The sequence below is a fragment of the Streptomyces hokutonensis genome (assembly GCF_000376565.1).
Classification (GTDB): domain Bacteria; phylum Actinomycetota; class Actinomycetes; order Streptomycetales; family Streptomycetaceae; genus Streptomyces; species Streptomyces hokutonensis.
Genome location: NZ_BARG01000025.1, coordinates 89,997 through 107,383 on the forward strand (window position 1 = coordinate 89,997; position 17,387 = coordinate 107,383).

Sequence of the window (17,387 nt, forward strand, 5' to 3'; positions counted from 1 at the left end):
CCGACCACGGGTTCCTGGGTGTCAGGACAGCGCCGGCACCTGAACTCCCGCCCCTACGCCCCGAGTTGCGACCGCAGCCACTCCTCGACCTCGCCCACGTGCGAGGCCGCCGCCGCCCGCGCCGCCTCCGGGTCGCGGGCCACCAACGCCCGGTGGATGGCGGCGTGTTCGCGGCGGGTGCGGGTGAAGGCGCCCTCTTCCTGGTAGCCGCGCCAGACGCGGGCGCGGAAGGTCCGGGACGACAGGCCCTCCAGGATCGCGGCCATGGTGTCGTTGCCCGCGGCGGCGGCGATCTCGCGGTGGAAGGCGAGGTCGTGGGCGAGGATCTCCTCGGGGTCGTCGGTCGCGTTCATCGCCGTGAGGTGTTTCTCCACCTCGGCCAGCTGGTCGGGGGTGATGCGGGCGGCGGCCAGGGCGGTCGCCGTCGACTCCAGGATGCGGCGGACCTCCAGGAGTTCCACCAGACGCGGGCCGCGGGAGAGGTCGGCGACGACACCGAAGGTCTCCAGCAGGTCGCCGGCCTCCAGCTGGGTGACGTAGATGCCCGAACCGTGCCGGGCCTCAAGGACGCCCAGCACCGTGAGCGCGCGGATCGCCTCGCGCATCGAGCTGCGGGAGATGCCCAGCTGGGCCGCGAGATCGCGCTCGGTGGGCAGCCGCTGGCCCGGCTCCAGACGGCCCTCGCCGATCAACGCCTTGATCGAGTCGATGGCGCGCTGCGTCACGGTGCCCTTCGGCGGAGCCGTCTCGTCCACGCAATCCTCCACTCACCGGGTGCGCCGCAGTCTAACCGCTCATGTGGTCCGACCACTACGGCGGAAATCCCGGAAAAAGTGCCTCTGCGGGGTGTTGTTTCGGGGAAGTGGTCTGATAAATATGCGGTCATCTGCTCGAACACGCTCAACGAGGAGCCACCAAATGCTCGGCAGGACAGTGGGGATACGCAGCAGGTTGCGCACGGTCGGTGCGGTGGCCGCGGTCACGGGTACCGCGCTCGTGCTCACCGCGTGCGGCAGTACCAAGGACACCGGCGCGAGCAGCGCCGGCGGCAGCAGCGGCACGGGCAAGGTGGGGGTGATCCTGCCCCTGCTGACCTCGCCGTTCTGGCAGTCGTACAACGACTACGTGCCGAAGATGGCGAAGTCCGAAGGTGTCGACGCGCTGAAGACGGTCAACTCCAACAGCGACCCCTCGCAGCAGATCACCGACATCAACAACGAGCTGAACCAGGGCGTCAAGGGCCTGGTCGTCGCCCCGCTGGACAGCGCCGCCATCGAAGCCGGCCTCGACCAGGCCGACCGCAAGGGCGTACCGGTCGTCGCCGTCGACGTCGCGCCCGACAAGGGCAAGGTCGCGATGGTCGTGCGCGCCGACAACGTCGCGTACGGCGAGAAGGCCTGCGAGTACCTCGGGGCGCACATCACCAGCGGCAAGGTCGTGCAGATCATGGGCGACCTGGCGTCCGTCAACGGCCGTGACCGGTCGGAGGCGTTCAGGGACTGCGTGAAGAAGAAGTACCCGAAGCTGAAGGTCCTGGAGATCCCCGCCAAGTGGGAGTCCGACACGGCGGCCTCCAAGCTCGACACGCTCCTCAACGCCAACCCCGACATCAAGGGCATCTACATGCAGGCGGGCGGCGTCTATCTCGCGCCCACCCTCCAGACCCTCAAGTCCAAGGGCATGCTGAAGACGGCGGGCCAGGCAGGGCACATCACGATCGTCTCGAACGACGGCATCCCGCAGGAGTTCGACGCGATCCGCAAGGGAGAGATCGACGCCACCGTCTCCCAACCGGCCGACGCCTACGCCAAGTACGGCATGTACTACATCAAGGCCGCGATGCAGGGGAAGACCTTCAAGCCCGGCCCCACCGACCACGACTCCACGATCGTCAAGCTGCCCAGCGGCATCCTCGAGGACCAGCTGCCCGCGCCCCTGGTCACCAAGGACAACGTCGACGACCCCAAGCTCTGGGGCAACACGGTCAAATGAGTACCCCACTTGTAGAGGCGCGGGGCATCGTCAAGCGGTACGGCCCGACCGTCGCCCTCGCCGACGGCCAACTGACCGTGCTGCCCGGCGAGTCCCACGCCCTCGTCGGCCGCAACGGCGCCGGCAAGTCCACCCTCGTCACCGTCCTCACCGGCCTGGCGGCCCCCGACGAGGGCACGGTCCGCTTCGACGGCGAGCCCGCGCCCGCGCTCGCCGACCGTGACGCCTGGCGCGCCAAGGTGGCCTGCGTCTATCAACGGCCCACCGTGGTACCCGAGTTGACGGTCGCCGAGAACCTCTTCATCAACCGTCAGCCGACCTCGCGCGGCGGAGTCATCAGCTGGCGCAGGCTCCGCACCGAGGCCGCCGCACTCCTCGACACCTGGGACGTGCGCGTCGACCCCGAGGCGCGCACCGCCGACCTCAAGGTCGAGGACCGCCAAATGGTGGAGATCGCAAGGGCGTTGAGCTTCGGTGCCCGGTTCATCGTCCTCGACGAACCGACCGCCCAGCTCGACAACCGGGAGATCGAACGGCTTTTCACCCGGATGCGGGCGCTCCAGGAGTCCGGTGTCACCTTCCTGTTCATCTCGCACCACCTCCAGGAGGTGTACGAGGTGTGCCAGACCGTCACCGTGCTGCGCGACGCCCGCTGGATCACCACCGCACCGGTCGCCGACCTCCCGCGCCGCGCCCTGGTGGAGGCCATGGCGGGGGAGTCGATCGCCGAACTGGAGGTGCAGCTGCGGGAGTTGGACGACGCGGCACCCGTCCTCCTCGAAGCGCGAGGGCTCTCCTCCGAGTCGTACGAGAACGTCGACCTCACCGTCCGGCGCGGCGAGGTCGTCGGACTCGCCGGCTCGAGTGGCAGCGGCAAGATCGAGCTGGCGGAGTCCTTCACCGGGCTGTACACACCGACCGGTGGGACCGCTCGACTCGACGGTGAGAAGCTGCCGTTCGGGGATGTGCAGGCCGCGTTGAAAGCCGGTGTCGGCTGCGTCCCTCGTGACCGCCATGGCCAAGGTCTGGTCTTCGGGATGAGCATCGGCGACAACGCCACCATGACGGTCCTGGACCGGCTCGGCCGCTTCGGCTTCGTCGGCACCGACCGCAAGCGCGGCTTCGCCACCGAGCTGATCGACCGGCTCGACATCCACGCCGAGGGGCCCGACCAGCCCGTCTCCGACCTGTCCGGCGGCAACGCGCAGAAGGTCGTCATGGCCCGCGCCCTCGCCTCCGACCCCAGGCTGCTGGTCCTGATCAACCCCACCGCGGGCGTCGACGTGAAGTCCAAGGAGTCACTGCTCGCCCGTATGGACAGCGCCCGCGACGACGGCACCGCCGTGCTCGTCGTCTCCGACGAACTCGACGACCTGCGGCGCTGCGACCGCGTCCTCGTTCTCTTCCACGGCCGTGTCGTCGCCGAGCACCCGGCGGGCTGGCGCGACCACGAGCTGATCGCCTCCATCGAAGGAGTGGACCATGGCTGACACCAAGGCGGCCCCGCCGCTCGCCGCCCCACGCGCCACCGGGGCGGCCTCGGCCCGCACGGTCCTGCTCCGCCGGGCCCGTGAACTCGCCCTCGTACCGGCCCTGTTGGTGCTCCTGGTGCTCGGCGCGATCGTCAACGACTCGTTCCTCACCGAACGGAACCTGATCTCCATCCTGGGCGCCTCGGCCGCGCTCGCGATGGTGGTCCTCGCCGAGTCGCTGATCCTGATCACCGGCAAGATCGACCTCTCCCTGGAGTCGGTGGTCGGCATCGCGCCCGCCATCGGCGCCCTACTGGTCCTTCCGTCCGCCGAGTCGGGCTGGGGCACGGAGTGGTCGGCGCCGCTTGCCCTGGTCGCGATCCTCGTCGTGGGCGGGATCATCGGCGCCTTCAACGGCATCCTGGTGGTGAAGTTCAAGCTCAACGCCTTCATCGTCACCCTCGCGATGCTGATCGTGCTGCGCGGACTGCTCGTCGGCGCCACCAAGGGCAAGACGCTGTTCGGGATGCCCGACTCCTTCTTCACCCTGGCCACCAGTACGTTCCTGAGCGTCCCGATGTCGGTGTGGCTGGCGGCGGTCTGCTTCGCGGTCGCCGGGTTCGTGCTGAAGTACCACCGCGTCGGGCGCGCCCTGTACGCGATCGGCGGCAACCAGGAGGCGGCCCGCGCGGCCGGCATCCGCGTCGACCGGATGCTCCTCGGAGTGTCGATCGTGGCCGGTGTGCTCGCCTCGGTGGGCGGGATCATGCAGACCGGCTACGTCGGCGCGATCAGCGCCAACCAGGGCAACAACATGATCTTCACGGTGATGGCGGCGGCGGTCATCGGCGGCATCAGCCTCGACGGCGGCAAGGGCACCATGTTCGGCGCCCTGACCGGCGTACTCCTCCTGGGAGTCGTGCAGAACCTGCTCACCCTCGCCCAGGTCCCCTCCTTCTGGATCCAGGCCATCTACGGCGGGATCATCCTGGTCGCCCTCATGATCGCCCGCGTCACCACCGGCCGCGCCCAGGACTGACCCTCCGGCTTCCGGCACCCGCACGGCACCGGATCCCTGTACCCGACCGAAAGGCCTTCCGTGTCACCGATCCCCGGCCCTCCCGTTCGCGTCACCGCGGTCGACACCTACGACATCCGTTTTCCCACCTCGCGCGAACTCGACGGTTCCGACGCGATGAACCCGGACCCCGACTACTCGGCGGCCTACGTCGTCCTGCGCACCGACGCGGCCGACGGGCACGAGGGGCACGGATTCAGCTTCACCATCGGGCGGGGCAACGAGGTCCAGGTCGCCGCGATCCACGCGCTGCGGGACCATGTGATCGGCCGGTCGGTCGACGAACTGTGCGCGGATCCGGGGACGTTGAACCGCGACCTGATCGGCGACAGCCAACTCCGCTGGCTGGGGCCCGAGAAGGGCGTGATGCACATGGCGATCGGCGCCGTGATGAACGCGGCCTGGGACCTCACCGCCAAACGTGCGGGCAAGCCCCTGTGGCAGCTCCTCGCCGACGCCGACCCCGAATGGCTCGTCAGCCAGATCGACTTCAGGTACATCACGGACGCGCTCACCCCGGACGAGGCCCTGGACATCCTGCGGCGCGGCCGGGCGGGCGCCGAGGAGCGCCGAACCCGCCTGCTGGAGACGGGATTTCCCGCCTACACCACCTCCGCCGGCTGGCTCGGCTACGACGACGAGAAGCTCACCCGGCTCGCCGTGCAGGCCGTACGGGACGGCTTCCGCCAGATCAAGCTGAAGGTCGGCGCCGACCTCGACGACGACATCCGGCGCTGCCGCGTGGCCCGTTCGGCCGTCGGCCCCGACATCAGGATGGCGATCGACGCCAACCAGCGCTGGAACGTGGACGAGGCGATCCGCTGGACCAAGGCGCTCGCCGAGTTCGACCCGTACTGGATCGAGGAACCCACCAGCCCCGACGACGTCCTCGGCCACGCCGCCATCCGCGCCGCCGTGGCCCCGGTGAAGGTCGCCACCGGCGAACACGTCCAGAACCGTGTCGTGTTCAAGCAGCTGCTCCAGGCCGGCGCCCTCGACATCCTCCAGATAGACGCGGCCCGCGTCGGCGGAGTCAACGAGAACCTCGCGATCCTGCTGCTCGCCGCCAAGTTCGGCGTCCCCGTCTGCCCGCACGCGGGCGGGGTCGGACTGTGCGAACTCGTCCAGCACCTCTCGATGTTCGACTACCTCGCCGTCTCCGGCACCACCGACAACCGCGTCATCGAGTACGTCGATCATCTGCACGACCACTTCCTCGATCCGGTGGTGATCCGCGAAGGTCACTACATGGCACCCACCACACCGGGCTTCTCGGCCACCATGCGGCCCGAGTCCATCGCGCGCTACACGTTCCCCGGCGGCACCTTCTGGGCCGCCGACCTCGACAGCCAGAAGGGACACGCGGCATGACCGACTTCGAGGGCCTCAAGGCCCTGGTCACCGGCGGCGCCTCCGGCATCGGCCGGGCCACCGCCGAACTCCTCGCCGAGCGGGGCGCGTCGGTCGCCGTCCTCGACCTGGACCCGAGCAGTGTCGAGAAGCCGCTGCTCGGCTACCGCGCCGACGTCACCGACGACGCCTCCGTACGACAGGCCGTGGCCTCCGCGGTCGCCGACCTCGGCGGACTCGACATCGTCGTGAACAACGCGGGCATCGGCGCCCAGGGCACCGTCGAGGACAACGACGACGACGAGTGGCACCGCGTCCTGGACGTCAACGTCGTCGGCATGGTCCGCGTCACCCGCGCCGCGCTCCCACATCTGCGCGAGTCCTCCCACGCGGCGGTCGTCAACACTTGCTCCATCGCCGCCACCGCCGGACTGCCCCAACGCGCCCTCTACAGCGCCACCAAGGGCGCCGTGCAGTCCCTCACCCTCGCCATGGCCGCCGACCACCTCCGCGAGGGCATCCGTGTCAACTGCGTCAACCCCGGTACGGCGGACACTCCTTGGGTCGGCCGCCTCCTCGACTCGGCCGCCGACCCGGCCGCCGAGCGCGCCGCCCTGGCCGCCCGCCAGCCCTCCGGACGGCTCGTCTCGGCGGCCGAAGTCGCGGGTGCCATCGCCTACTTGGCGAGCCCGCTGTCCGGCGCCACCACCGGCACCTCGCTCGCCGTGGACGGCGGCATGCAGGGCCTGCGACTGAGGCCGGTGGGCCAATGAGCACCCTCGGCGCCAGCGGGGTCGAGGTGGGCGGGCTCGGCCTCGGCGCCGCCCCGCTGGGCAACCTGTTCACCGAGGTCGACGACGAGCAGGCGTACCAGGCCGTCGACACCGCCTGGCAGCAGGGCATTCGCTACTTCGACACCGCACCCCACTACGGCATCGGCCTGTCCGAGCGGCGTCTCGGCGCCGCGCTGCGCGACCGTCCGCGCGCTCAGTACACGATCTCCACCAAGGTCGGCCGCCGCCTCGAACCCGTGGGGACGGTGACCGGCGACGACCTCGCCGACGGCTTCGCCGTGCCCGCCACCAGCCGCCGCGTCTGGGACTTCACCGCCGACGGGATACGGCGCACCCTGGACGCCAGCCTGGAACGGCTCGGCCTCGACCGCGTCGACATCGTCTACCTCCACGACCCCGACGACCACGCCGAACAGGCCTTCCGCGAGGGCTATCCCGCCCTGGAGAAACTCCGCGCCGAAGGTGTCGTCGGCGGCATCGGCGCGGGCATGAACCAGGCCGGGATGCTCGCCCGCTTCATCCAGGACACGGACGTGGACGTGGTGCTCTGCGCGGGCCGCTACACGCTCCTCGACCAGAGCGCCCTCGCCGAACTCCTCCCGTCCGCCGTCGCACGTGGCAAGTCCGTCGTCATCGGCGGCGCCTTCAACTCCGGCCTGCTGGCTGACCCGAAGCCGGACGCGACCTACAACTACGCCCAGACACCTGCCGAGTTGCTCGACCGGGCGCTCCGCATGAAGGAGGCGGCCGAGCGGCACGGCACGACCCTGCGCGCCGCCGCCCTGCAGTTCTGCGCCGCGCACCCGGCCGTGGCGAGCGTCCTGGTCGGCGCCCGCTCGGCGGCCGAAGTCCGGGACTGCGCCGAGCAGTTCGCGGCCAAGGTACCGGGCGCGTTCTGGCAGGAGCTGCGGGACACGGGACTGCTGTCCACCGACGCCCCGGTCCCGACCGGGGAGTTGTCATGAGAGTGGCCCTCCACACCAAGGTGCGCGCCGACCGCATCGACGCGTACGAGAGCGCCCACCGCGAGGTCCCCAAGGAACTCACCGCCGCGATCCGGGCCGCCGGTGCCACCTCCTGGACGATCTGGCGCAGCGGCACCGACCTCTTCCACGTCCTGGAGTGCGCCGACTACGCCCTTCTGCTGGCCGAGCTGGACCAGCTCCCGGTGAACGTCGCCTGGCAGGCCCGCATGGCCCAACTCCTGGACGTGGTGCACGACTACACGAGCGAGGGCGCCGACGCCGGCCTGCCCGTCGTATGGGAGCTGCCATGACCGTCGACGCCCACCACCACGTCTGGGACCTCTCCGTCCGCGACCAGGACTGGATCACCGGCCCCGAACTCCAGCCGATCCGCCGCGACTTCACCGTCACCGACCTCGAACCCGAGGCACGGGCGGCCGGCGTCGACCGGACCGTCCTCGTCCAGACGATCACCGTCGCCGAGGAGACCCCGGAGTTCCTCGCCCTCGCCGACACGCACGACCTGATCGCCGGAGTCGTCGGCTGGACCGACCTCACCCGCCCCGACATCGCCGACGAACTGGCCCGGCTGCGCGAACTCCCCGGCGGCCACTACCTGAAGGGCATCCGCCACCAGGTACAGGGCGAACCCGACCCGAACTGGCTGCTGCGCCCCGACGTACGCCGGGGCCTCGCCGCCGTGGCCGACGCGGGGCTCGTCTACGACCTGCTCGTGCTGCCCCACCAGTTCCCGGCCAGCGTCCAGGCAGCCGCGTCCCTGCCCCAACTCACCTTCGTCCTCGACCACTTGGGCAAACCGCCCGTCGCCTCGGGCCGGCTGGAGCCGTGGGAGGCGGCCCTGCGCTCCCTCGCCGCGCTCCCCAACACCCACTGCAAACTGTCCGGCCTGGTCACGGAGGCCGACTGGAAGACCTGGAGCACCCAGGACCTGCGCCCCTACACGGACGTAGCGCTCGACGCCTTCGGGCCGGACCGGCTGATGTTCGGCACCGACTGGCCGGTGTGCACCCTGGCGGCGAGCTACGGCGAAGTCGCCGCAGCGGCAAGTGAGTTGACCGAAGGTCTGAGCGAGGCGGAACGGGCCGAGGTCTTCGAGGGCACCGCAACCCGCGTCTACGGCCTCTGAACCACCTTAGCCAGCCTGGTCGGCGGGAAATACTCCCGCACGAACGTCCGCTCCCAGCAGGCGCCCGTCTCCCTCAACTCCCGCCAGGTCGTGTAGCGGTAGCGGAAGAGACGGGCCCGGACGTAACGCGGGGGCGCCTCCGGCGGGAACGGCGAGCGGCGCAGCAGCCGTAGCGTGTCCCGGTCGTTCTCCAGGAGCCGTTCCACCAGGGCGCCGAACCACGGGTCGGCGTAGCCGGGGGAGAGCGCCGCGAACCACATCATCCAGTCCAGCCGCAGATGGTACGGCGCGAACTGCCGCGGCCAGTGGCGCGGTTGGCCCGGCTTGCCCCGGAACTCGTACTCCCGCCAGTCCGAGTCCTCGCGCGGGACGGCGTCCGTCGTGCCCTCGACGACCACCTCGTAGCGGATGCGGCTGACGTTGCCGAACGCGCCGTAGGTGTTGACCAGATGGAGCGGGTCGAAGGAACGGTTCATGATCTGGTGGCGGGAGACCATGTTGCGGACCGGGCGGTGACTGAGCCAGAGCAGCAGGGCGGCGACGGCCAGGACCACCACCTCGTACCAGACGGGCGGTGGGCCGGGGGCGGGTGACGGTGCCGTGCGGGGGAGTCGGACCGCCGAGAGGGCCAGTGCGATGGTGATCCAGTTCAGCCAGGCGAAGTTGCCGGACAGGACCAGCCACAGCTGGGTCGCGATCATCAGGGACGCGGCGGCCGTCGCGACCGGCTGCGGGGTGAACAGCAGGACGGGCACGACGAGTTGGGTGAGATGGTTGGCGGCGACCTCGATCCGGTGCAGGGGCCGGGGGAGATGGTGGAAGAACCAGCTCAGCGGGCCCGGCATCGGCTGTGTCTCGTGGTGGAAGTCCAGACAGGTCAGCTTCCGCCAGCACGCGTCGCCGCGCAGCTTGATCAGACCCGCGCCGAACTCGACCCGGAACAGGATCCAGCGCAGCAGGGACAGCACCACGATCGGCGGCGCCACCTCGTCGTTGCCGAGGAGGACGGCCAGGAAACCGACCTCCAGCAGCAGCGACTCCCAGCCGAACGCGTACCAGGTCTGGCCGACGTTGACGATCGACAGATACAGCGCCCACGGCAGCAGCCACAGCAACATCCCGCCCCAGAGGGGGAGTCGGGAGTCGAGCCCGGCGGCGAGCGCGAGCGACACCGCGCAGCCCGCCCACGCGCAGAGCGCGAAGAAGCGGTCGGTGTAGTGGAGTTGGAAGAGGCTCGGGGCCCGCCCGAACGGCATCCGGCGGACGAACCGGGGGACCGGCAGCATGCCGCGCTCACCGATCAGCGCACGGAACTGCAGCGCCGCCGTGAGGAACGCGACCAGATAGACACCGGCCAGGGCCCGCTGGAAGACCAGCCGGCTCAGCCAGTAGTCGGGTGCGGTGAACCATCCCACGACCGTGCGCTCCTCCCTCCATCGTCACACCCCGTCCGACCGTCACTCTGTGTCTTCCATGCCTCCGGTTGCGTAACCCAAGCGAGTGAAGCAGACAATAGTGGCGAATCACCCGGCTTGAGGCGGGAGAACACGGTGCGCACATCGACCGGAACCATCGCCACGGCCTGCGCGCTCTCGGCGGCGCTCCTCGTCGCCGGCTGCGGCGGCGCCCACGGCATGAAGTCGAGCGGCAAGGCCACGAAATCGAACGACGAGGTCTTCCTGCAACCCGTCGCGGCCCAGGGCCCCGACCCCTTCACGGACTCCACGGCCACCGCGCCGAGCGCTCCGCCGCGGGTCACCCGAACGCCGCAGTCGACGCCCACGGGGCCCGCTCCCGCATTGCCGACGCCCACGCGGACCTTCTCCGGCGCCACACCCGGCCTCTACGGCGGCACCGCGCGGAGCGGCAGCTGCGATGTCGAGCGGCAGATCGCGTACCTCACCCGCGACCAGGCCAAGGCCGGCGCCTTCGCGCAGGCCGAGGGGATCTCCCGGAGCGCGATTCCCGGCTATCTGCGCGGGCTGACCTCGGTCGTGCTGCGCGCCGACACCCAGGTCACCAACCACGGGTACCGAGACGCGAAGGTGACCGGCTTCCAGTCGGTCCTCCAGGCCGGTACCGCCGTCCTCGTCGACAACCGGGGCGTGCCCCGCGTGCGCTGCGCCTGCGGCAACCCGCTCAAGGCGGGCGTGGCGGGCGGGAACTCCGGCAGCAGCGGACGGGGCTGGACCGGGTACCGGCCCGCCGAGGTGATCGTAGTGACACCGGCGCCACAGGTGATCACCAACATCACGATCGTCGACGTCGTCGACAACACGTGGATCGAACGGCCCCTCGGTCATCGCGGGCCGCACCACGACCACGTCGTACGGCCGCCGGACCATGTGCCGTCGGCGACGCGGCCCGGCACCACGCCGGCCCCGCACGGAAGCACCTCTCCGCGCCCGCACGACAGCCATTCCAGCGCCCCGACCGGAGGAACCGGCACCCCGTCCAGCGGGACGGGCCCTTCGTCGAGCGCCTCGCCGGACCCCTTGCTGAGCGTCTCCCCGAGCGCCTCCTCGAGCGTCTCCCCGAGCGACGGGAGCGCGTCCCCCGGTGACGGCCGTAGCACCGCACCGGACAAGCCCACCACCCACTGCACGACCCCGACCGTCACCGTCACCCCGGGCGCGGCCGGCGGAACGGCGGCCCGGATACCCGCCCCGGGTGCCACGGGCTGCCCCACCGCCACCGTCACGGCCACCCCGAGAACGGTCGCGCCCCAGCCGTCCCAGGACCCCGGCTCCCCGGACGAGATCGGCCCGCCGACCGTCCCGGAGACCCCGGATCGGCCCGACGGCGGTGGGCCGATCCCCGGCGACACCACCAGCAGCATCTTCGACAGCCCCACGGGCGTCTTCGGCGGCTGACCGAGCGGTCGGCCGTAGGGGTCCGAGAAGTCGAATAATCGGGTAAATCCTGGCAAGGTGGGCCGCATGGTTGATCGGGGAGCGAGCGCCCTGTCACTCCCGGACGACTGGCCCGCCCACCCGGACCCGATCCTGGCGCTCAACCGCATGGGCAGCTTCGACTGGGACCTGGACAACGGCCTGTTCCACATGGACGCCCAGGCCCACGAGGTCTTCGACCTGCGCCCCGACGAATACGACGGACGGCCCGAAAGCCTGGCGATCCGGGTACCGCCGCCGGAGGGCTACCGCCTCGACGGTCTCGTCTCCCAGGCGATGAAGGACGGCAGCGAGAACTACGGCGCCTACTTCCGCATGCGGCTGCGCGACGGCACCCTGCGCTGGACCCACACCCAGGGCTACATCCGGCGCGACGAGACGGGCCGCCCGCGCCGGATCATCGGCATCATCCGGGACGCCACCCAGGAACTCGCCGAGAACGCGGCCCGCCGTGAACAGGCCGCCCTGGACGCGGCCCGGCGCGACCAGACCAACGTCGTCCAGCTCACGACCGCCGCACTCGCGCATGCCCGTACCGTCCAGGACGTCATCGACGTCCTCATGGACACGCACGGGCTCGTCCACCTCGGCGCGACCAGACTGGTCATGGGGCTGGTGGAGGCCGGCCGGATCCGCCTGGTCGCCGAGGGCAGCGTCGTACCCGGCAAGGAGGTCCTCCGGATCGACGAGCCGTACCCGATGACGGAAGTCGTACGGACGCTCAAGCCGGCGTTCATCGAGTCGCCCGAGGAGTTCGCCGAGCGGTACCCGCTGCTGTGGCAGCACATCGCCGAACTGCACATCACCGCGGGCGCCTATCTGCCGCTGATCGCCCAGGCCCGGCCGATCGGCACGATGGGCCTGCTCTACAGCGACCGGCGCGGTTTCTCGGCGGAGGAGCGCAATGTGCTGGTCGCGCTGGGCAGCAGCATCGCGCAGAGCCTGCAGCGCGCCATGTTCTACGAGCAGGAGAAGGACCTCGCCCAGGGCCTCCAGCAGGCGATGCTGCCGCGCGCCATCCCGAGCGTGCCGGGCGCCGACGTCGCGGTGCGCTACCGGTCGGCAAAGCTCGGGCGGGACATCGGCGGTGACTGGTACGACCTGATCCCGCTGCCCGGCGGGCGGGTCGGCGCGGTCATCGGCGACGTCCAGGGCCACGACACGCACGCCGCCGCCGTCATGGGGCAGCTGCGGATCGTCCTCAAGGCGTACGCGGCGGAGGGGCACACCCCGGCCACCGTGATGGCCCGTGCCTCCGTCTTCCTGCACGAACTCGACACCGACCGCTTCGCCACCTGCCTCTACGCCGAGGCCGACCTGTCCACCGGAGTGGTCCAGGTGGTCCGGGCCGGTCATATCGACCCGCTGGTGCGGCAGTTGGACGGGACCTGCCGTCGTATGCCCGTCGTGGGCGGGCTGCCGCTGGGTCTGTCCGCGGAGTTCGGGCGGCTCGAATACCCCGTCTCCACCCTCGAACTCGACCCCGGCCAGACCCTGGTGCTGTGCACCGACGGCCTCGTCGAACAGCCCGGCGCGGACCTCGACGACGGACTGCAGACCCTCACCGCGCTCATCGCCTCCGGCCCCGACGACGTACGCGACCTCGCCGACCTGCTCATCGACGTGGCCGAGGAACGCGGCGGCGAGGACGACGTGGCACTGCTCCTGCTGCGCCGCCGCGGCCTCGACGCCCCGCGCTCCGGCGGGCGGCTCCAGCAGCATGTGGCGCCTGGCGACTCCGAGGCCCTCACCGAGGCCCGGCACATGATCCGGGCCGCCGTCCGGGCCTGGGGCGGGCGTGAGCGCGCCGACGAGGTCGAACTCGTCGCCGACGAGCTGATCACCAACGCCCTGATGCACACCGAGGGCTCCGCGATCGTCACCCTCAGGGTCCTCAACGGCCCCGACCGCCGGCTGCGCGTCGAGGTCGAGGACTCCTCCAGCGCCCTCCCGCGCCGCCGCGAGGCCGGCGAGGACGGCGTCTCCGGGCGCGGTCTCCTCCTCGTCGACCTGCTCACGGACGTGTGGGGCGTGGAGGCGCGCGGCAGCGGCAAGTGCGTGTGGTGCGAGTTCGTGGTGCCGGACCGGAGCTGACCCCACGCGCCGCTGATGGCACCCTGGACGTATGCCGGAACTTCCCGAGGTCGAAGCGCTGAAGGACTTCCTGACCGAACACCTCGTCGGCCACGAGATCGTACGGGTGCTGCCCGTCGCCATCAGCGTCCTGAAGACGTACGACCCTCCGCCCACCGCGCTGGAGGGACACGAGGTGGTGGCCGTGCACCGGTACGGGAAGTTCCTGGACGTCGAGACGGACGGCGGCCCGCACTTCGTGACCCACCTCGCCCGGGCGGGCTGGCTGCACTGGAAGGACCGCCTCCCCGACGGCCCGCCCCGCCCCGGCAAGGGCCCGCTCGCGCTCCGCGTGGCCCTGGAGACCGGCGAGGGCTTCGACCTCACGGAGGCGGGCACGCAGAAGCGCCTCGCGGTGTACGTCGTGACCGACCCGCAGTCCGTCCCGGGCGTCGCCCGCCTCGGCCCCGACCCGCTGGCCGACGACTTCGACGAGCCGCGCTTCGCCGGACTCCTCAAGGACGAACGCCGTCAGCTCAAGGGCGCGCTGCGCGACCAGACCCTGATCGCCGGGGTGGGCAACGCGTACAGCGACGAGATCCTGCACGCGGCGAAGATGAGCCCCTTCAAACTGGCCGCGTCCCTGACCCCGGCCGAGACCCACACGCTCTACACGGCCCTGCGCACGACACTCCTCGACGCCATCGAGCGCTCCCGGGGCGTCGCGGCGGGCCGCCTCAAGGCGGAGAAGAAGAGCGGCCTACGCGTCCACGGCCGCACCGGCCAGCCCTGCCTGGTCTGCGGCGACACCATCCGCGAAGTCTCCTTCAGCGACTCCTCCCTCCAGTACTGCCCCACCTGCCAAACGGGCGGCAAGCCGCTCGCGGACCGACGGATGTCGCGACTGCTCAAGTAGCGGGGCCCTGCTGCCAGAGGTCGGTCCCGTCACGTCCGCCGGGGTCCGCAGCCAACAGGTCCTCGTGCAGCCCCGGGAGCACCTGCCCGGTCGGTGAACCGTCCGTGTGCGTCGCCACGACCACCCAGCCGCCGACCGCGTCCGGGTCGTGCCCGGGGCCGCCCTCGTCGAGGGTGTCGAGCGTCGCGAACACCGCCTCGTACGCGACGGCCCGGACCAGGCGGAGGAGATCGTCCCTGTCCGCCCCGGCGGCAAGCAGCCTTTGGGCGGCCGGGAGTTGATCCAGCGCGCCGGGGGCGCCCCAGCCGTCGATCGCGTCGCGCCACAGGCCGCGCAGCAGTACGGATCGGGTGGCCTGAGCCGACCCGGTGTCGTCCATCGCCACAGGATGCCCTGCCGATCGGCTCACCAGGGCACTTCCGTCCCGTCCCACGACACGAACCGCCCCGTGGGCCCGTCGTCCGGCAGCAGGGCCAGGTCGACGGCGCCGCGTGCCGCTTCCGCCGGGTCTCCGTCGCTCGCGGCGGCCCGTTCGTTGAGGTCTGTCGTCCGCAGGCCCGGGGCGAGGGCGTTCACCTTGAAGCCGTCGGCCGCCAAGGACTGCGCGTAGAAGAGGGTGAGGGCGTTGAGGGCCGTCTTCGAGGAGCGGTACGCGGCACCCGCTCCGGCGTGGGCGGCGAACTCCCGGGCCGGGTCGGCGCTCCAGGTCAGGGAGCCGGTGCCGCTGGAGATGTTGACGATGCGGGGGCGCGGGGAGCGGCGGAGCGCCGGGAGGAACGCGTTGGTGACGGCGAGGACTCCGAAGACGTTCGTCTCGTAGGTGCGGCGGATGTCGTCGAGGGCCGCCCGGGGTGCCGGGCCGTCGCCGGACATGATGCCCGCGTTGTTGACCAGGACGTCCAGGGCGGTGACCTCCTGTGCCGCCGCCGCGATGCTGTCGGCGTCCGTGACGTCCAGGACCAACAGGCGGGCGCCGGCGCCGAGTTCGTCGACCGCCCGCTGTCCCCGGCCCGCGTCGCGCGAGCCGACGTACACGGTGAACCCTTCGGCGACGAGCAGGCGGGCGATCTCCTTGCCGATGCCCTTGTTGGCGCCGGTGACCAGTGCTGTGGAATCGTTCATGGGGACGACGATTCCGCGTCCGGCGCCGTCGAACCAGGGACTACCGGTCCCTGGCAGCCGGAGGGAGGCCCCGTGAGCGACAGACAGGAACTGGCCCGATTCCTGCGCGGGCGGCGGGAGCGGCTGGTGCCGGCCGACGTGGGGCTGGCGGGGGAGCCGTCCCGGCGGACCTCCGGGCTGCGCCGGGAAGAGGTCGCGGAACTGGCCCACATGTCCGTCGACTACTACGCCCGCCTCGAACAGGCCCGCGGCCCCCGCCCGTCGCCCCGCATCCTGGACGCCCTCACCGGAGTCTTCCGGCTCACCCCGGCCGAGCGGAGCCATCTGTTCCGGCTGGCGGGGACCCAGGTGACGCCTCTCGCCGCGCCGGTGCGGACCGTCCGCCCGCATGTGGCGGCCCTGCTGGAGCGCATCCCGGACACCGCGGCCATCGTCACCGACGCCACCTACGACGTCATCGCCTGGAACCCGCTCGCGGATACCGTGCTCGGCGGGGATCTCGGCACGCGGCCGAACCTCGCGCGCCGCCGCTTCCTGGACCGACCGATGCAGAGTTCGAGCGCCGAGGAGTTCGCGCACATCGTGGTCTCCCGGCTGCGCCGTGCCGCCGACCGCTATCCGTACGATCCGGGTCTCGCCCGCCTGCTGGCCGAACTGCGCGCCGGCAGCGAGGAGTTCACACAGATCTGGGACATCGACCCGGTGCACGCCCCCGGCCACCGCACCAAGACCCTCACTCATCCGAGGGTGGGCCCGCTGCGGGTGAACTGCGATGTGCTCACCGTCCCGCACGACGACCAGCAGGTCGTCTTCCTCACCGCGGACCCTGGCACCCCGTCCGCGCGAGCCCTGCGGCAACTGGCCGCCGCAGGGCGGGACTTCAGTGCGAGGTGAGTCGCACCAGCTGTTGGCCGTCGGCCGTCCGGACGTCGTAGTGGTCGATCTCGTCGGGGTGCATCGCCGCGCCACCCTGCATCGTGATCATCGTCGCGTCGTGGGCGGGAACGTTCCAACTGGTCACGACCTGCTCGGAACCGTCCCGGCCGACGACCACGAGACGACAGGAGCGGGGGCCCGCGCCGTCCTTGATCTTGAGGGACACATCACTGCCGTAGTTCTCGTTCGCGGCCGTGACCTGTGCCCACACGCCGGACTTGGCGTCGGTCGCGGTGAGTTGCACCGCCCCGTCGCCGCCCCCGGCGAGCGTCGCCACCGCGGGGCCGCCCACGGCCAGTACCACCGAGGCGGCCACGGCGTAGAGAAAACGCCGCCGTCCGGCCCGTTGACGGGCGGACACCTCGCCGAGCAACCGGTCGAGCAGCCGGGGCCCGGGTTGCGCCATGGGGTGCACGTAGCGCGGCGTCGCACGCCGGTACAGCATCAACTGCCGTGAGGCGGGACCGAATTCGGTCACATGAGCCGCGCAGCTGGTGCACTCCATGAGGTGATCCTCGAAGCGGAAGGCCTCCGCCTCGTCCAGCACGCCGAGCGCGTACGCGCCGACGTCGCGATGCCTTTCCAGGGACCTCATGACGAATCCTCGTGCCGTTAGGTGCGGGTGGGGTT

Annotated in this window: 17 protein-coding genes; 12 read left to right on the forward strand and 5 right to left on the reverse strand. The window is 71.1% G+C overall.

Annotated elements, in window-relative coordinates; translation table 11 throughout:
• Nucleotides 1-53 precede the first annotated feature (53 nt).
• Nucleotides 54-755 (reverse strand): FadR/GntR family transcriptional regulator, encoded by a 702-nt coding sequence (locus tag SSP08S_RS14375; RefSeq protein WP_019068307.1) that lies wholly within the window; start codon nucleotides 753-755, stop codon nucleotides 54-56.
• Between the two features lie 163 nt (nucleotides 756-918).
• On the opposite strand from SSP08S_RS14375, the gene SSP08S_RS14380 reads away from it, so the two are divergent.
• The 8 genes from SSP08S_RS14380 to SSP08S_RS14415 are packed head-to-tail and all read left to right on the forward strand — an operon-like array spanning nucleotide 919 to nucleotide 8,798.
• On the forward strand, nucleotides 919-1,992 hold the full coding sequence (locus tag SSP08S_RS14380; RefSeq protein ID WP_019068308.1) for a sugar ABC transporter substrate-binding protein: 1,074 nt from the start codon (nucleotides 919-921) through the stop codon (nucleotides 1,990-1,992).
• Nucleotides 1,989-3,482, forward strand: coding sequence for a sugar ABC transporter ATP-binding protein (locus SSP08S_RS14385; RefSeq protein ID WP_019068309.1), 1,494 nt, complete (start codon nucleotides 1,989-1,991; stop codon nucleotides 3,480-3,482). Before SSP08S_RS14380 ends, SSP08S_RS14385 begins: the two co-directional genes overlap by 4 nt.
• Entirely contained in the window at nucleotides 3,475-4,503 is a 1,029-nt protein-coding gene (locus SSP08S_RS14390; RefSeq protein WP_019068310.1) for an ABC transporter permease, read from the forward strand. Before SSP08S_RS14385 ends, SSP08S_RS14390 begins: the two co-directional genes overlap by 8 nt.
• 60 nt (nucleotides 4,504-4,563) lie before the next feature.
• Nucleotides 4,564-5,913, forward strand: a complete 1,350-nt coding sequence (locus tag SSP08S_RS14395) for an L-fuconate dehydratase (protein WP_019068311.1) — start codon at nucleotides 4,564-4,566, stop codon at nucleotides 5,911-5,913.
• Nucleotides 5,910-6,665: an SDR family NAD(P)-dependent oxidoreductase gene (locus tag SSP08S_RS14400; RefSeq protein WP_019068312.1), complete on the forward strand. Its 756-nt coding sequence runs from the start codon at nucleotides 5,910-5,912 to the stop codon at nucleotides 6,663-6,665. The genes SSP08S_RS14395 and SSP08S_RS14400 overlap by 4 nt, the downstream gene beginning before the upstream one ends.
• Nucleotides 6,662-7,651, forward strand: a complete 990-nt coding sequence (locus tag SSP08S_RS14405; RefSeq protein WP_019068313.1) for an aldo/keto reductase — start codon at nucleotides 6,662-6,664, stop codon at nucleotides 7,649-7,651. The genes SSP08S_RS14400 and SSP08S_RS14405 overlap by 4 nt, the downstream gene beginning before the upstream one ends.
• Entirely contained in the window at nucleotides 7,648-7,962 is a 315-nt protein-coding gene (locus SSP08S_RS14410) for an L-rhamnose mutarotase (RefSeq protein ID WP_019068314.1), read from the forward strand. The genes SSP08S_RS14405 and SSP08S_RS14410 overlap by 4 nt, the downstream gene beginning before the upstream one ends.
• On the forward strand, nucleotides 7,959-8,798 hold the full coding sequence (locus SSP08S_RS14415) for an amidohydrolase family protein (RefSeq protein ID WP_019068315.1): 840 nt from the start codon (nucleotides 7,959-7,961) through the stop codon (nucleotides 8,796-8,798). Before SSP08S_RS14410 ends, SSP08S_RS14415 begins: the two co-directional genes overlap by 4 nt.
• Here the strand turns inward: SSP08S_RS14415 and SSP08S_RS14420 are convergent.
• Nucleotides 8,786-10,213 (reverse strand): lipase maturation factor family protein, encoded by a 1,428-nt coding sequence (locus SSP08S_RS14420; protein ID WP_019068316.1) that lies wholly within the window; start codon nucleotides 10,211-10,213, stop codon nucleotides 8,786-8,788. The two genes, SSP08S_RS14415 and SSP08S_RS14420, sit on opposite strands and share 13 nt — an antisense overlap.
• Before the next feature lie 135 nt (nucleotides 10,214-10,348).
• Between SSP08S_RS14420 and SSP08S_RS14425 the strand changes: the two genes are divergently transcribed.
• From SSP08S_RS14425 to SSP08S_RS14435, 3 genes are all read left to right on the forward strand, one after another.
• Entirely contained in the window at nucleotides 10,349-11,671 is a 1,323-nt protein-coding gene (locus SSP08S_RS14425) for a DUF6777 domain-containing protein (protein ID WP_019068317.1), read from the forward strand.
• A 66-nt stretch (nucleotides 11,672-11,737) separates the two neighbouring features.
• Nucleotides 11,738-13,804 carry a SpoIIE family protein phosphatase gene (locus SSP08S_RS14430; protein WP_019068318.1) on the forward strand — a complete coding sequence of 689 codons (2,067 nt, stop codon included), beginning with the start codon at nucleotides 11,738-11,740 and terminating at the stop codon, nucleotides 13,802-13,804.
• Between the two features lie 31 nt (nucleotides 13,805-13,835).
• Nucleotides 13,836-14,699, forward strand: coding sequence for an Fpg/Nei family DNA glycosylase (locus SSP08S_RS14435; RefSeq protein WP_019068319.1), 864 nt, complete (start codon nucleotides 13,836-13,838; stop codon nucleotides 14,697-14,699).
• On the opposite strand, the gene SSP08S_RS14440 is transcribed toward SSP08S_RS14435, so the two are convergent.
• Both SSP08S_RS14440 and SSP08S_RS14445 read right to left on the reverse strand, forming a co-directional pair.
• Entirely contained in the window at nucleotides 14,692-15,078 is a 387-nt protein-coding gene (locus SSP08S_RS14440) for a hypothetical protein (RefSeq protein WP_102133343.1), read from the reverse strand. The two genes, SSP08S_RS14435 and SSP08S_RS14440, sit on opposite strands and share 8 nt — an antisense overlap.
• Before the next feature lie 26 nt (nucleotides 15,079-15,104).
• Nucleotides 15,105-15,821, reverse strand: coding sequence for an SDR family oxidoreductase (locus SSP08S_RS14445; protein WP_019068321.1), 717 nt, complete (start codon nucleotides 15,819-15,821; stop codon nucleotides 15,105-15,107).
• Nucleotides 15,822-15,893: 72 nt separating this feature from the next.
• On the opposite strand from SSP08S_RS14445, the gene SSP08S_RS14450 reads away from it, so the two are divergent.
• Nucleotides 15,894-16,715, forward strand: coding sequence for a helix-turn-helix transcriptional regulator (locus tag SSP08S_RS14450; RefSeq protein WP_019068322.1), 822 nt, complete (start codon nucleotides 15,894-15,896; stop codon nucleotides 16,713-16,715).
• On the opposite strand, the gene SSP08S_RS14455 is transcribed toward SSP08S_RS14450, so the two are convergent.
• Nucleotides 16,702-17,352 (reverse strand): zf-HC2 domain-containing protein, encoded by a 651-nt coding sequence (locus tag SSP08S_RS14455; protein WP_019068323.1) that lies wholly within the window; start codon nucleotides 17,350-17,352, stop codon nucleotides 16,702-16,704. The genes SSP08S_RS14450 and SSP08S_RS14455 overlap by 14 nt on opposite strands.
• Between the last annotated feature and the right edge of the window lie 35 nt (nucleotides 17,353-17,387).